Source organism: Rathayibacter sp. AY1F8, from assembly GCF_002932165.1.
Lineage (GTDB): Bacteria > Actinomycetota > Actinomycetes > Actinomycetales > Microbacteriaceae > Rathayibacter.
This window is the reverse complement of the sequence record NZ_PSVB01000004.1, coordinates 63,519-77,714: the sequence shown is the minus strand read 5'-3', so window position 1 is coordinate 77,714 and position 14,196 is coordinate 63,519. Positions and strand designations below refer to the sequence as shown.

Below are 14,196 nucleotides of genomic sequence, written 5' to 3'. Positions count from 1 at the left end.
CCTAGTCTACCTCAGCTCCGCGGGCGGTCACCCGGCGGCGGCGCAGATCGAGCAGACCCAGCACGAGCGCGAGCGCGATCAGCCCGAGGGTGACGAAGTAGCCGTTGCGGAAGGCGTCGTGGTACCGGTCCAGCCCCTCCGCCATCCCCTGCTCGCTCGCCAGGGTCGCGAAGAAGACGGCGGAGGCGCAGGCGGTGCCGACCGCGGTGCCCACGCGCTGGCCGAGCTGGCCCACGGAGCCCGCCACGCCGCCCTGCGCCGGCGGGATCTCGGCGAGGGTGAGCGTCTGGTTCGGCGACACGACGAAGCCGCCTCCGGCCCCGGCGACGAGCATCGCGGCACCCATGCCGTAGGCGGCGGTCTCGGCCGGGAGGAGCTCGGCGGCGAGCAGCACGAGCGTGAAGCCGATGACCACGAGCACGATGCCGAGCACCACCAGTGCGCGGCCGTAGCGCTGCACGAGCTTGCCGCCGTACCAGGCGGTCACCGCCGAGGTCAGCGCGAACGGGATGCTCACCATGCCGGCGAACACCGGCTCGAGGCCGAGCCCCTGCTGGAGGAAGAGCGTGGTGAGGAGGAAGGTCGCCGGGATCGCGGCGAAGTAGGAGGTCGCGACCAGGATGCCGTTGCGATAGGAGCTGGTCCGGAAGATGCGGAAGTCGATGACGGGCGTCCGCCCCGACGCGGCGTAGTGCGCCTCCCAGCGCACGAAGACGGCGGCGGCGGCCGCGGCGAGCACCAGCCAGAACCAGCGGTAGGGCGAGTCCGAGGAGGAGCCCGTGGTCAGCAGGAACGGCAGCATGAACGCGAAGATCGCGACCGCCAGCAGGAGCAGGCCGACCGGGTCGAGGGACCGGTCTCCCTCGGGCCGCGAGCGCTTCTTCGGGATGAGCTTCCAGGCGAAGACCAGCGCGGCGACGCCCAGCGGGATGTTCATCCAGAACAGCAGGCGCCAGCCGTCCTGCTCGCCGCCGATCGCGATCAGGAGGCCGCCGAGGGTCGGGCCGAAGGCGGTCGACAGGCCGATGGTCGCGCCGAAGACCCCGAAGGCCCGGGCCCGCTCGGCGCCGGTGAACATCTGCTGCACCAGCCCGAGGACCTGGGGCATCTGGATGCCCGCGGCGACGCCCTGCAGGAAGCGCGCGACGACGAGCAGCTCGATCGACGGCGCGAGCGCGCAGAGCAGGCTCGTCACCGTGAACGCGGTCAGCCCGATGAGGAACAGCAGGCGGCGCGAGCGGATGTCGCCCAGCCGACCGGCCGGCACGAGCGCCAGTCCGAAGGCGAGCGCGTAGCCCGCGACGATCAGCTGCAGCTGGCTCGCGTCCGCTCCGAGCGAGCGCTCGATCGACGGCAGGCCGACGTTGACCTTCGAGAGGTCGAGGATCGTGATGGCCGCGACTCCGACGCTCACCGCGAAGGCGCGCCACCGCGTCTTCTCGTCGGCGGCGCTCAGGGCGGCGGGGGCGCTGTTCTCGGGGGAGGTCACGCGCCCCAGTCTCCCAAAGCACGGGGCGCGAAGAAGAGGCTTGCGCGGCACCCGTCGGACAGTGCCCGCCGGGGCCTACTCGCCGAGGCGGCGGCGGGTCGACATCGCACGGTCCGCCTCGCGGCGGTCCTGGCGCTCTCGGAGGACCTGGCGCTTGTCGTAGTCCTTCTTGCCCTTGGCCACGGCCAGCTCGACCTTGGCCTTGCCGTCGCTGAAGTACAGCGAGAGCGGGATCAGCGTGTACCCGCCCTCCTTCACCTTGTTGTGGATCTTGAGGATCTGCGCCTTGTGCAGCAGCAGCTTGCGCTTGCGGCGCGGCGGGTGGTTCGTCCAGGTGCCCTGGGCCCACTCGTTGATGTGGACGGCGTCGAGCCACGCCTCTCCCCCGTCGACGAACGCGTAGCCGTCGACCAGCGAGGCGCGGCCGGCCCGGAGGGACTTCACCTCGGTGCCGGTGAGCACGAGGCCCGCCTCGTAGGTGTCCTCGATGAGGTAGTCGTGGCGCGCCTTGCGGTTGGTCGCGACGACCTTCTGTCCCTGTTCTCTGGGCACGGCTGCTCCTCGGGTCGCGAGCGGATGAAGGGGGCGGGCATCGTCGGGGCGATGCACCGGTGGGCCGCCCCGAACGGGACAGCCCACCAGTATACGTCCGGTCCGGGATCAGACCCGCAGGTACCGCGCGATCGCGACGTTCGCCGAGACGGCGGCCAGGACGATGCCGACCACGATCAGGATCGGCACGACGATCAGAGCGTCGTCGAGTCCCACGAAGGAGGTCAGCGGGATCCGGTACGCCAGGAACCCCTGCACGAAGACCTGCACGATGGCGACCACCGCGACTCCCGCAAGGATCGAGCCGACCAGCGCGGCGAAGACCCCCTCGAGGATGAACGGGGTCTGGATGAACCGGTTCGAGGCCCCCACGAGCCGCATGATGCCCAGCTCCCGTCTCCGCGAGAACGCCGAGAGGCGGATCGTGGTGGCGATGAGCAGCACGGCCGCGACGAGCATCAGGACGGCGATGCCGATCGCTGTGTAGCTCGCCGCGTTGAGGATCGAGAAGATCTGGTCGAGGTACTGCCGCTGGTCGGTGACGCTCTCGACTCCCGAGACGCTCGACAGGCTCTCCACGATGACGTCCGACTGGGTCGGGTCCTTCAGATTGATCCAGAAGGTCTGGTTGAGCAGGTCGGGAGTGACGTACTCGGCGACCGGGTTGCCCGCGAACTGCTCCTGGAAGTTCGCGTAGGCCTGGTCGTGGTCCTCGAAGTAGGAGCGGTCGATGTACGGCGCGAGCGTGGCGCCCTCGAGCTGGCCCTGCACCGCGTCGATCTGCTCGGCGGTGGCGTCGGAGCCGCTGCAGTTCGAGCCGCCGGAGGTGGCGGTGCACATGTACACCGCGACCTGCGCCTTGTCGTACCAGAAGTTCTTCATCTGGCCGATCTGCATCTGGAGCAGGATCGCCGTGCCGACGAAGGTGAGGGAGATGAAGGTCACCAGGATCACCGAGACGACCATGGAGACGTTGCGCCGGAGGCCGCTGGCGACCTCCGACCAGATCAGTGCGAATCTCACTTGACGGGTCCTACGTTCTGCTGGTCGTCGCCGGTCTCGTCGCCCTCGCCCGCGTGGGCGCGGAGGCCGAGGCGCGCGGCGAGCGACTCCTCGGGCAGGGCGCCGGTGTCGGCGGGGAGGAAGATCGGACCGGTCTGGCTCTGCAGCTCGACGACGCGCGGGGCGGCGGCGGGCTCGGCGGCCGGCTCCGGCTCGCGCTCCGGCTCGACGGCGGCGGAGCGGCGGCCCTCGGGGACGCGGGGCTGGGCGGCGGTCTGCGAGAGGCGGGCCGGCTCGGGCGGCGGGGCCGGGGCCTCCTGGCGCAGGTCGATCTCGGGGACCTCGGCGGGCGCGAGCTCGCTGTCGATGATCGCCGGGGGCGCGGGCTGCTCGGCGACCGCGTGGTCGTCGGCCGCCACGACCACGACGCCGTCGTGGACAACGGTGATGCTCTCGGTCTGGCCGTAGCCGCCCTGGCTCTCGTCGCGGACGATGCTGCCTGCCGAGAGCTCGATGACGCGGCGCTTCATCTGGTCGACGATGCCGGCCTCGTGGGTCGCCATGATCACGGTCGTGCCGCCCGCGTTGATCCGCTCGAGCAGTGCCATGATTCCGGCGCTCGTGGTCGGGTCGAGGTTGCCCGTGGGCTCGTCGGCCAGCAGGACGGCCGGCTTGTTGACGACGGCACGGGCGATCGCCACGCGCTGCTGCTCGCCGCCGGAGAGCTCGTGGGGCAGGCGCGACGCCTTGCCCGCGAGGCCCACCATCTTGAGCGTGTCCGGGACGGCCTCCTGGATGTAGCCCTTCGACTTGCCGATCACCTGGAGGCTGAACGCGACGTTGTCGAAGACGGACTTGTTCGGCAGCAGCCGGAAGTCCTGGAACACCACGCCCATGTTGCGGCGGAAGTACGGGACCTTGCGGCTCGAGATCTTGCCGAGGTTCTGCCCGAGCACGTGGATCGACCCGGAGGAGGGGCGCTCCTCCTTGAGGATCAGGCGGAGGCAGCTCGACTTGCCGGAGCCGGAGGCGCCGACGAGGAAGACGAACTCGCCCCGGAGGATCTCGAGATCGATGGCGTTGAGGGCGGGTCTCGTGCCGCCCCGATACTGCTTGGAGACGTTGTCGAAGCGAATCATGTCGGTACGAGGGTAAGCGACGATCCCGAAGAGTCCGCCGAGGGGGCGCGCGGCGCGTCGGTGGGGACGCGCCCGAGCCGCGCTAGGAGGACTTCCGCCAGCGGATCCCGGCGGCGATGAAGCCGTCCAGATCGCCGTCGAACACGTGCGAGGGGTTGCCGACCTCGTGGTCGGTGCGCAGGTCCTTCACCATCTGGTACGGAGCGAGGACGTAGCTGCGCATCTGGTCGCCCCAGCTCGCGGTGATGGTGCCGGCGAGCTCCTTCTTGGTGGCCGCCTCCTGCTCCTTCTGCAGCAGCAGGAGCCGCGACTGGAGCACGCGCATCGCCGCGGCGCGGTTCTGGATCTGGCTCTTCTCGTTCTGCATCGACACGACGGTGCCGGTGGGCAGGTGGGTGAGGCGCACCGCGGAGTCGGTGGTGTTCACCGACTGGCCGCCGGGGCCGGAGGAGCGGAAGACGTCCACGCGGATGTCGTTGTCCGGGATCTCGATCGCCCCGGCCTCCTCCATCAGCGGGATGACCTCGACCGCGGCGAAGGAGGTCTGGCGCTTGCCCGCGGCGCCGAAGGGGCTCATCCGCACGAGGCGGTGGGTTCCGGCCTCGACCGAGAGCGTGCCGAAGGCGTAGGGGGCGTCGATCTGGAAGGTGGCCGACTTGATGCCCGCCTCCTCCGCGTAGCTGGCGTCCATGACGGTCGCCGCGTACTTGTGCTTCTCGGCCCAGCGGAGGTACATGCGCATGAGCATCTCGGCGAAGTCGGAGGCGTCGACGCCGCCCGCTCCCGCGCGGATGGTCACCACGGCGGGGCGGTCGTCGTACTCGCCGTCGAGCAGGGTCTGCACCTCGAGCTCGCCCATGACCTTCTGGAGGGAGGAGAGCTCGGCGATCGCCTCCTGCTCGGACTCGGCGTCCTCGGCCTCGTTCGCCATCTCGACGAGCACCTCGAGGTCGTCCAAGCGCCGGTCGATCGCGGTGATCCGCGCGAGCTCGGACTGGCGGTGGCTGAGGGCGCTGGTCACCTTCTGCGCGTTGGCCGTGTCGTCCCACAGGTCGGGGGCGCCGGCCTGCTCGCTGAGCTCGGCGATCTTCGAGCGGAGGCCGTCCACGTCGATGACGGCGCGGATGTCGGCGAAGGTGGAGCGGAGAGCAGTGATCTGCTCGGTGAAGTCGTTGTCCAGCATGGTGCGTCCAGACTACCGGGGGCCGGGGGCCGCCCTCCGGCCCGGGCGTACCCTGGGGACGGTGACCAGCACCGCTCCGCGCCCCTTCCCCGTCGGGCCGCTGCTGCTGTCGACCTTCCTCCCCACCCTCCTCTTCTCCATCGGCGAGGGGGCGATCATCCCCCTCCTGCCGGCCGCGGCCGGCGACCTCGGCGCGACGCTGGCCCTGGCGGGCCTCGTGGCCGGGATGATCATGATCGGCGAGCTGGCGGGCGACATCCCCAGCGGCTGGATCGTCTCGCGGATCGGCGAGCGCGGCGCGATGCTCGGAGCCTCGGCCGCGTCGATCCTGGGGCTCGTGGTGTGCCTGCTCTCGACGTCGTGGGTCGGGCTGACGATCGGCGTCTTCGTGATCGGCCTCGCGACCGCGGTCTTCGCGCTGGCGCGCCACGCGTTCATGACGTCGTTCGTCCCGATCACGCACCGCGCCCGCGCGCTCAGCGCCCTCGCCGGGGCGTTCCGCGCGGGCTGGCTGATCGGCCCGTTCCTGGCGGCCGGGGTGGTGCACCTCACCGGCTCCGTCGAGTCCGTCTTCTGGGTGCACATCGTCTGCTGCGTGGCGGCGGTCGTGGTTCTGCTGCTCGTGCCCGACCCCGCGACGGTGCTGCGGCGGGCGCAGGCCGCGGCCGACCGCGCCGCTCCGGAGGACGTGGTCGCCGCGGAGGCGTCGGCGACCGTCCCGGAGTCGCCGCAGTCGCTGCTCGGGACGCTGCGCGAGCACCGCGGGGTCCTCGCTCGGATGGGGACCGGCGCCGCCGTGATCGGGGCGCTGCGGGCGAGCCGGACGCTGATCCTCCCCCTCTGGGCTGTGAGCATCGGGCTCGCCGAGACCGACACCGCGATCATCATCGGCATCGCCGGCGCGCTCGACTTCGCCCTCTTCTACGCCGGCGGCCAGCTGATGGACCGCTTCGGCCGGGGCGCCACCGCGATCCCCTCGATGATCGGCCTCGGGCTCGGCCACCTCGCCCTCGCCGCCTCGGTGCTCGCCCTCGATCCGGTGCCCTGGTTCGTCGCCGTGGCCTGCGTGCTCGCGGCCGCGAACGGCATCGGCTCCGGGATCCTGATGACCATCGGCGCCGATCTCGCGCCCCCGGCCGATCCGGCCCCGTTCCTCGGCGCGTTCCGCTTCACCGGTGACGCGGGCAACGCCGCCGCCCCGATCGTCGTGTCGGCGCTCACCGCCCTCGTCTCCCTCCCCTTCGCCGCCGTCGTGATGGGGGTGCTCGGTCTGGGCGGAGCGGGGGCGCTCGCCCGCTGGATCCCGCGGTACCTCCCCCGGGCGGCCTCCCGCGGCTGAGGCGCGGAGCCCTCCTCCTACACTGGAGCCCGCACGCGGGAGTGGTGGAATGGCAGACACGCAGGATTTAGGTTCCTGTGCCGAGAGGCGTGAGGGTTCGAGTCCCTCCTTCCGCACGGGATCGGCCGGTACGCTGAGCGCGCTCGCGTGACCGCCGACCGGCCACCGGCCCCCGTCGACTGGAGATCCGTTGAACCACGCCGCCCTCGTCCCCTGGCTCGATCCGGAGACGATCCTGACCTCGTTCGGCCCCTGGGGCGTGCTCGTGGTCTGCCTCATCGTGTTCGCCGAGACCGGACTGCTGATCGGCTTCCTCTTCCCGGGCGACACGCTGCTGATCATCACGGGCCTGCTGGCGCACGAGAACGCGTCGAACGGCGGCCTCGGCGTCCCGATCTGGCTCATCTGCCTGGCCGTCGGGTTCTCGGCCTTCGTCGGCGGCGAGGTCGGCTACCTGATCGGGCACAAGGCCGGCCCGCGCATCTTCGAGCGCAAGGAGTCCGGCTTCTTCAGCATCGAGAACGTGAAGCGGACCAACGCGTTCTTCGAGCGCTTCGGCGGCCTCGCCGTGATCCTCGCGCGCTTCGTGCCGATCGTCCGCACCTTCGCGCCGATCGCGGCCGGCGTGGCTCACATGAACTACCGCAAGTACAGCCTCTACAACCTCATCGGCGCCCTGATCTGGGGCAGCGGGGTCACCCTGATCGGGTGGCTGCTCGCCTTCATCCCGCCGGTCGCCGACTTCGTCTCGCACTACATCGACGTGATCCTGATCGGCGCGGTCGTGCTCGCGCTGGTGCCGACGCTGTTCCACTTCTTCCAGCAGCAGCGCAAGGCGAAGCTCGCCGCCGACCCCGAGACCGACTCGACCGAGTCGGCCGCCTACGTGCTCGACGCCGACACCCTGGACGACAAGCACCCGAAGTCCTGACCTCCGCCTCCGCGAGACGCCACTCCGGCACACCGCACGCCGGCAGGCGTGCACCGGAGTGGCATCCCGCGGTGGGAACCCGCCGGCTCAGAGCCGGGCGGACAGGGCGGCGAGCTCGGCGCGCAGCGCGGTGAAGGCGCGGGCGCGGTGGCTCCGGGCGTTCTTCTGCTCAGGAGCGAGCTCGGCCGCCGTGAGCGCCCCGGCCTCGGGGACGAACACCGGGTCGTAGCCGTGGCCGTTCGCACCGCGCGGCGCCGTCGCGATCGCGCCGTCCCAGCGGCCCTCGACCACCGTCTCCTGCCCGCCGGGGAGCACGGAGTCCGGCACCACGAGGGCGATGGTGCAGCTGAAGTGCGCACCGCGGTGCTCCGCCTTCACGTCGTGCAGCTGCGCCAGGAGGAGCTCGAGGTTGGCCGTCGCGTCGTGCGCGCGTCCCGACCAGCGGGCCGAGAAGATGCCCGGCGCGCCGCCGAGGACGTCGACGCAGATCCCGGAGTCGTCCGCGAGCGCCACGAGGCCGGTGTGCGCCGCCGCCGCGCGCGCTTTGGTCAGCGCGTTCTCGGCGAAGCTCACGCCGTCCTCGACGGGCTCGGGTCCGTCGTAGGCGCGGACGCCGACTCCGGGGAGCGCGCCGGCCAGCATGGCGCGGAACTCCTCCACCTTGCCCGCGTTGTGCGTGGCGAGGACGAGGTCCAGGCTCACGCTCCGGGCTCCGCGGCGAGCGCTTCGGCCTGGATGCGGGCGAGGTCGGAGGCACCGGCGACCGCGAGGTCGAGCAGGGCGTCGAGCTCGCGGCGGTCGAACGGGGCCCCCTCGGCGGTGCCCTGCACCTCGACGAACAGGCCTCGTCCGGTGACGACGACGTTCATGTCGGTCTCGGCGCGCACGTCCTCGACGTAGGCCAGGTCGAGCATCGGCACGCCGTCGATGATGCCGACGGACACGGCCGAGAGGCTGTCGATCAGCGGCTGCGCCTTCTGCCCCACGTACTTCTTGCCGCGCGCCCACTCGATCGCGTCGGCCATCGCCACGTAGGCGCCGGTGATCGCCGCGGTGCGGGTGCCGCCGTCGGCCTGGAGGACGTCGCAGTCGATCACGAGGGTGTTCTCGCCGAGCGCCTTCGTGTCGACCACCGCGCGGAGGCTCCGGCCGATCAGCCGCGAGATCTCGTGCGTGCGCCCGCCGACCTTCCCCTTGACCGACTCGCGGTCCATGCGGGAGTTGGTGGAGCGGGGCAGCATCGCGTACTCGGCGGTGACCCAGCCCTTGCCCTTGCCCTGCAGCCAGCGCGGCACGCCGTTCGTGAAGGAGGCGGTGCAGAGCACCCTGGTGTTCCCGAACGAGACGAGCGCGGAGCCCTCCGCCTGGGTGCTCCAGCCGCGCTCGATCGTCACGGTGCGCAGCTCGTCGGGCGCCCGCCCGTCCTTGCGCGCGGCCTTCGATGCGGTGCTGTCGGTCACTCGGGTCTCCCTCGATCGTGCGGGAGCGCGGCCCGGTCGAGCTCGCGCAGGTTGATGGTGCCGGTCTCGACGAGGTCGACGCTCGAGACCTCCGGACCGAGGAAGCGGCGGGCGAGGCGGACGAAGTCGCTCGAGCCCGTCTCCTCCCACCGGTAGGTCGGAGGGGCGGCGGAGGTGCGCTGCAGGCCGTGCGCCACGAGGGTCCGGTAGACGTCGAGCGCGGTCTCCTCGGCGCTCGAGACGAGGCGGACGTCCGGCCCCATCACGTACGCGATGGCACCGCGCAGCAGCGGGTAGTGGGTGCAGCCGAGGACGAGCGTGTCGACCCCCGCGGCCTTGAGCGGCGCGAGGTACTCCTCCGCCACCGCGAGCAGCTCGTCGCTCCAGGTGACGCCCGCCTCGACGAACTCGACGAAGCGCGGGCAGGCGGCGGTGAACAGCTGCAGGTCCGGCGCGGCGACGAAGGCGTCGTCGTAGGCGCGGGAGCGGATCGTCCCGACCGTGCCGATCACCCCGACGCGGCGGTTGCGGGTGTCGCGGACAGCGCTGCGGACGGCGGGCTGGATGACCTCGATCACCGGGATGCCGCGGCCGAGCGTGTAGCGCTCGCGGGCGTCGCGCATCATCGCGGCCGAGGCGGTGTTGCAGGCGATGACGAGCAGCTTGGCGCCCTGGTCGACCAGGGTGTCGAGGGTGTCGAGGGCGTAGGCGCGGACGTCGGCGAGCGGCTTGGGGCCGTAGGGCGAGTGCGCGGTGTCGCCGAGGTAGACGATCGACTCGTTCTGCAGCTGATCGATCACGGAGCGGGCGACGGTGAGCCCGCCGACTCCGGAGTCGAAGATGCCCAGCGGTGCGTCCGTCACGGAGGAACAGCCTACCCGCGCCCTGCGGCCCGGTCCCGGCCGCACGCCGCTCCCGGGCCCGGCGGCGTGCGCAAGCCCCGGCACCCGCGCCTGGGCCGCGCGGCGGCGGCCGTGGAACACTGAGCGGATGGACTCCACGGCCTTCCTCACCGACCGGTACGAGCTCACGATGGTCGAGGGCGCCCTCGGCAGCGGCACCGCCGACCGCCGCTGCATGTTCGAGGTGTTCGCCCGGAGCCTCCCGCCCGGACGCCGCTACGGCGTGCTCGCGGGCACCGGCCGGCTCCTCGAGCTGATCTCGCGCTTCCGCTTCGGCGACGACGAGCTGTCCTGGCTCCGCGAGAACCGCGTCGTCGACTCCCGCACGCTGGACTGGCTCGCCGACTACCGCTTCCGGGGCGACGTCTGGGGCTACCGCGAGGGCGAGGTCTACCTCCCGGGCTCCCCCGTGCTCATCGTCGAGGCGCCCTTCGCCGACGGCGTGCTGCTGGAGACCCTGGTGCTCAGCGTCCTCAACCACGACAGCGCCGTGGCGAGCGCCGCCGCGCGGATGGTCTCGGCCGCCGACGGGCGACCGCTCGCCGAGATGGGCTCGCGCCGCGCCGGCGAGCGGTCCGCCGTCGCCGCGGCTCGCGCCGCCTACATCGCCGGATTCGGCGCCTCCTCGAACCTGGAGGCGGGCCGCAGCTTCGGCGTGCCCACGATGGGCACCTCCGCGCACTCCTTCACCCTCCTCCACGACTCGGAGGAGGAGGCGTTCCGCGCGCAGGTCGCCGCGCTCGGCCCCGGCACGACCCTCCTGGTGGACACCTACGACGTGACAGCCGCCGTCGACCTGGCGGTCCGCGTCGCCGGCACCGGCCTCGGCGCTGTGCGCATCGACTCCGGCGACCTCCCCCAGCAGGTGGCCGCCGTCCGGCAGCAGCTGGACGCGCTCGGCGCGACCGGCACGCGCATCACCGTCACCAACGACCTCGACGAGTACGGGATCGCCGCGCTCGCGGCCTCACCGGTCGACTCCTACGGCGTCGGCACCTCGGTGGCGACGGGCTCGGGCCACCCGACGGCGGGCATGGTCTACAAGCTGGTCGCGCACGAGGACGACGCGGGCGAGTGGGTCGCGGTGGCGAAGAAGTCGGTCTCGAAGGCGTCGATCGGCGGACGGAAGGCCGCCGGCCGTCTGCTCTCCGACGACGGGATCGCCGAGGCCGAGGTCGTGCACGTGGGCGCCGGCCCCGAGGGCGCCGTCGGCGAGGGCGAGCGGGCGCTGCTCGTCCCCCTGATCGAGGACGGGACGATCCGTCCCGAGCACCTCGGCATCGAGGGAGTGGCGGCCGCCCGCGCGCACCACGCGAACGCGGTCCTCGAGCTGCCGATCGACGCGCTCCGGCTCGGCCGCGGCGAGCCCGTCATCCCGACCCGCTACGAGTGAGCGGGGCGGGAGCTCACTTCATCTTCGCGTAGATCTCCTTGCAGGCCGGGCACACCGGGAACTTCTCCGGGTCGCGGCCAGGGAGCCACTTCTTGCCGCAGAGCGCGCGGACCGGCTTGCCGGTGATGGCGCTCTCGAGGATCTTGTCCTTCGGCACGTAGTGGGAGAAGCGCTCGTGGTCGCCCGGCTCGATGGACTCCTGGTTGAGGAGCTCCTCGAGCTCGCGGTCGAGCGTGGCGGTTCCTCCGCCTCCCTCGAGGGGGTCGGTGCTGCTGTTCTGGACGCGCGGAATCATGCCGACGATCCTACGCGCGGAGCCCGGGCCCGCGGCCGTGCGCTCCGGATCGGGCGGCGCTAGTAGCGGCTGGTGAACGCGACCAGCTCGGTCGCGCGGCGCTCGAACAGCCGGCCGCCGAGGAGCACGCCGAGGGCGAAGACGACCACGGCGCTGCCGAAGCCGACGAGCACGGCGTCGCCCGCCGCCTCCGGGTCGACGAACAGGGCCCGGACGCCGAGCACCACGGCCGGAGCCGAGAGGAGCAGCCCCAGGCCGAACGCCAGGGACTGCGGACCGGCGCCGCTGGCTCCGGGGGCCTGCGGCTGCGTGAACGCGCTGTCGCCCGGGCGCGGAGCCGGATAGGCGAGCCGTGCAGAGACGGCGCTGGCGACGCCGGCGGGGACGAGCAGGAGGCAGGTGTTCACCGCGAGCACGACGGGCAGCGCATCGGGGAGACCCGAGGTCGCGCTGCTGATCAGCGAGCCGAGCACGACGACCGGCACGCCGAGCAGGAGGGTCGGGAAGGCGCGGCCGAGCCGGTCCGACCATCCGCGGACGCCCGCGGCCACGTGGAGCCAGAACGCCGAGCCGTCGTAGGCGACGTCGTTGTGCAGGAACCAGCCGAGGAACAGCGCGATCAGCGGGACCGGGAGCAGCGAGAGCAGCGGGAAGGGGACGCCGACGACCGCGAGCAGCAGCAGGGCCGCGACCGGCAGCACCGGCACGGCGACGAGCGACGCCTGATAGCGCGGATCCCGGAGCCAGTAGGTGATGCTGCGCGCCGCGATCGCGCCGGTCCGGGTCGAGCCGAGGACGTCGAACCAGCCCAGCCGGAGGCCGCGCGGCGGCCGGTGCGTGCGCTCGGGGCGCTCCGTCAGCAGGCGGACGACGAGCCACCAGAGCGCGCCCGCCGCGACGAGCGTCGCCAGTGCCAGCAGGAGCGGGCCGAGCGCGTCGCCGGTCCGGGCGGCCGGGGCGATCATCCACGCCGCGCCGAACGGAGTGGCCCCCATCGCCGCGCCCCAGCGCTCGAGCACCGGGGTGTCCCCCGTGTCGACCAGCGCGGCGGCGCCGAGGGCTGCGGGACCGCCCAGCATCAGCACCAGGCCGAGGACGGCCAGCAGCTCGCGGGCGGTCCGGGAGGGGACGAGGGCGGAGGAGGCGGCGAGGCCGATCCGCGCGAACAGCGAGGCCGTCGCCACCGCGAGGAGCGGGCCGACCACGGCGAAGGCGCCTGCGCCCGGGACGAGCGGCGCGCTCGCGAGCCCGACCACCAGCAGGGCGAGCGTGGGGACCGAGACGAGGCCGGCCAGGGCGAGCGCCCCGGCGAGGCGGAGCGGCGGAAGGCCGAAGAGGCGGAACGCGCGCGGATCCATCGGGTCGAGCGGGCCGAGCAGGAAGGGCAGCACCAGGAAGCCGACGGAGACGAGGCCACCGGCGGTCACGAGAGCGCCCGCCGCCGCGTCCGAGGAGCGCAGAGCGCCGATCGCCGCGATCAGCAGGGCCGTCACCGCGACGACCACGAGCACGCCCAGGACCGCGCCGGCCGAGCGCGCGGGCCCGGAGCGGAACGCGCCCAGGAGGACGTCGATCCTCAGCCGGAGAAGTCGTGCAGCCACTGCAGCCCCTCGGCGATCTGCTTGCCGCCCGCGAGCTCGAGGAAGCGCTCCTCCAGCGTCGCGGTGCCGGCGACCTCCGCGACCGTCCCGGAGGCGAGCACGCGCCCGCCGACGATCACGGCCACGTCGTCGCAGACGCGCTCGATGAAGTCGAGCCCGTGGCTGGAGAGGACGACGGTGCCGCCGCCCTCGACGAAGCGGCGCAGCACGGTGATCACGGCGGCCGACGAGACCGGGTCCACCGACTCGAACGGCTCGTCGAGGACCAGCACGCGCGGGGCGTGGATCATCGCCGCCGCGAGGGCGACCTTCTTCGCCATCCCCGCGGAGTAGTCCGAGATCAGGCGCTCCAGCGCGTCGGAGAGGCCGAGCGCCTCGGCCAGCTCGACCGTGCGCTGCTTCGCCGTGGCGAGGTCGATGCCGCGCAGCGCGGCGGAGTAGGCGAGGAACTGGGCGCCGGTGAGCCGGTCGAACAGCCGGAGGCGGTCGGGCAGGACCCCGATCAGCGGCTTCGCGGCCGACGGGTCCTTCCAGACGTCGACGCCGTGCACGAGGACGCGGCCGGTGTCGGGTCGCAGGAGGCCCGTCATCATCGAGAGCGTGGTGGTCTTGCCCGCGCCGTTCGGGCCGATGATCCCGTAGAAGGTCCCCGCGCGGACGGCCAGGTCGATGCGGTCGACCGCCACCGTCCTCCCGAAGGTCCGGGTCAGCTGGTGCAGCTCGAAGACGACGGGCGAGGCGCCGTCCGGATCCGCGGCACCCTCAGCGGGCTCGGCGTTCGTCACGGACGTCATCCGGCTACGGTACCAACTCGCCCGCAGGCCCCCGGCGCCCGCGCCGACACCCGGCGACACGGCGAGAGGTCAACCACCCTGGCCCCGGGGGGCGTGAACTGTACACTAGGTCTCTA

At 72.5% G+C, this 14,196-nt stretch carries 14 protein-coding genes and 1 tRNA gene; 4 read left to right on the top strand and 11 right to left on the bottom strand.

Features of this window, described 5'->3' with window-relative positions; all coding sequences use genetic code 11:
* Position 1: 1 nt before the first annotated feature.
* The 5 genes from C5C35_RS04870 to prfB all read right to left on the bottom strand — a co-directional run bounded on the left by C5C35_RS04870 (position 2) and on the right by prfB (position 5,365).
* The gene (locus C5C35_RS04870; RefSeq protein WP_104223557.1) at positions 2-1,489 is read right to left on the bottom strand and encodes an MFS transporter; all 1,488 of its coding nucleotides are present in this window, start codon (positions 1,487-1,489) and stop codon (positions 2-4) included.
* A gap of 75 nt (positions 1,490-1,564) precedes the next feature.
* Positions 1,565-2,041 carry an SsrA-binding protein SmpB gene (gene smpB / locus C5C35_RS04865; protein ID WP_104223558.1) on the bottom strand — a complete coding sequence of 159 codons (477 nt, stop codon included), beginning with the start codon at positions 2,039-2,041 and terminating at the stop codon, positions 1,565-1,567.
* A 108-nt stretch (positions 2,042-2,149) separates the two neighbouring features.
* On the bottom strand, positions 2,150-3,064 hold the full coding sequence (ftsX, locus tag C5C35_RS04860) for a permease-like cell division protein FtsX (protein ID WP_104223559.1): 915 nt from the start codon (positions 3,062-3,064) through the stop codon (positions 2,150-2,152).
* Positions 3,061-4,182 (bottom strand): cell division ATP-binding protein FtsE, encoded by a 1,122-nt coding sequence (gene ftsE / locus C5C35_RS04855; protein ID WP_104233202.1) that lies wholly within the window; start codon positions 4,180-4,182, stop codon positions 3,061-3,063. Before ftsE ends, ftsX begins: the two co-directional genes overlap by 4 nt.
* 82 nt (positions 4,183-4,264) lie before the next feature.
* On the bottom strand, positions 4,265-5,365 hold the full coding sequence (prfB, locus tag C5C35_RS04850; protein WP_104226967.1) for a peptide chain release factor 2: 1,101 nt from the start codon (positions 5,363-5,365) through the stop codon (positions 4,265-4,267).
* A 61-nt stretch (positions 5,366-5,426) separates the two neighbouring features.
* Here prfB and C5C35_RS04845 point away from each other — a divergent pair, with 61 nt between their 5' ends.
* The 3 genes from C5C35_RS04845 (at position 5,427) to C5C35_RS04835 (ending at position 7,635) form a co-directional block, all read left to right on the top strand.
* Positions 5,427-6,704, top strand: coding sequence for an MFS transporter (locus C5C35_RS04845; RefSeq protein ID WP_244230655.1), 1,278 nt, complete (start codon positions 5,427-5,429; stop codon positions 6,702-6,704).
* 35 nt (positions 6,705-6,739) lie between these two features.
* Positions 6,740-6,820 (top strand) — tRNA-Leu (locus C5C35_RS04840).
* Between the two features lie 74 nt (positions 6,821-6,894).
* The gene (locus C5C35_RS04835; RefSeq protein WP_104238166.1) at positions 6,895-7,635 is read left to right on the top strand and encodes a DedA family protein; all 741 of its coding nucleotides are present in this window, start codon (positions 6,895-6,897) and stop codon (positions 7,633-7,635) included.
* Between the two features lie 87 nt (positions 7,636-7,722).
* Here the strand turns inward: C5C35_RS04835 and rdgB are convergent, their stop codons facing one another.
* The 3 genes from rdgB to murI are packed head-to-tail and all read right to left on the bottom strand — an operon-like array spanning position 7,723 to position 9,958.
* Positions 7,723-8,337 carry an RdgB/HAM1 family non-canonical purine NTP pyrophosphatase gene (rdgB, locus tag C5C35_RS04830; RefSeq protein WP_104262682.1) on the bottom strand — a complete coding sequence of 205 codons (615 nt, stop codon included), beginning with the start codon at positions 8,335-8,337 and terminating at the stop codon, positions 7,723-7,725.
* A complete protein-coding gene (gene rph / locus C5C35_RS04825; RefSeq protein ID WP_104233199.1) occupies positions 8,334-9,095 on the bottom strand; it encodes a ribonuclease PH in 762 nt (253 codons plus the stop codon). The genes rdgB and rph overlap by 4 nt, the downstream gene beginning before the upstream one ends.
* Positions 9,092-9,958 (bottom strand): glutamate racemase, encoded by an 867-nt coding sequence (gene murI, locus C5C35_RS04820; RefSeq protein ID WP_104223566.1) that lies wholly within the window; start codon positions 9,956-9,958, stop codon positions 9,092-9,094. Before murI ends, rph begins: the two co-directional genes overlap by 4 nt.
* Positions 9,959-10,085: 127 nt before the next feature.
* Between murI and C5C35_RS04815 the strand changes: the two genes are divergently transcribed.
* Positions 10,086-11,390 (top strand): nicotinate phosphoribosyltransferase, encoded by a 1,305-nt coding sequence (locus C5C35_RS04815; RefSeq protein ID WP_104262681.1) that lies wholly within the window; start codon positions 10,086-10,088, stop codon positions 11,388-11,390.
* A 13-nt stretch (positions 11,391-11,403) separates the two neighbouring features.
* Here the strand turns inward: C5C35_RS04815 and C5C35_RS04810 are convergent, their stop codons facing one another.
* Genes C5C35_RS04810 through C5C35_RS04800 form a run of 3 tightly spaced genes read right to left on the bottom strand, consistent with a single transcriptional unit; the run spans position 11,404 to position 14,080 of the window.
* Complete coding sequence (locus C5C35_RS04810; RefSeq protein WP_104223568.1) at positions 11,404-11,685, bottom strand: DUF3039 domain-containing protein; 282 nt, start codon at positions 11,683-11,685, stop codon at positions 11,404-11,406.
* A 59-nt stretch (positions 11,686-11,744) separates the two neighbouring features.
* Positions 11,745-13,286 (bottom strand): ABC transporter permease, encoded by a 1,542-nt coding sequence (locus C5C35_RS04805; protein ID WP_104262680.1) that lies wholly within the window; start codon positions 13,284-13,286, stop codon positions 11,745-11,747.
* Positions 13,262-14,080, bottom strand: a complete 819-nt coding sequence (locus tag C5C35_RS04800; protein ID WP_104223570.1) for an ABC transporter ATP-binding protein — start codon at positions 14,078-14,080, stop codon at positions 13,262-13,264. Before C5C35_RS04800 ends, C5C35_RS04805 begins: the two co-directional genes overlap by 25 nt.
* Positions 14,081-14,196: the final 116 nt, after the last annotated feature.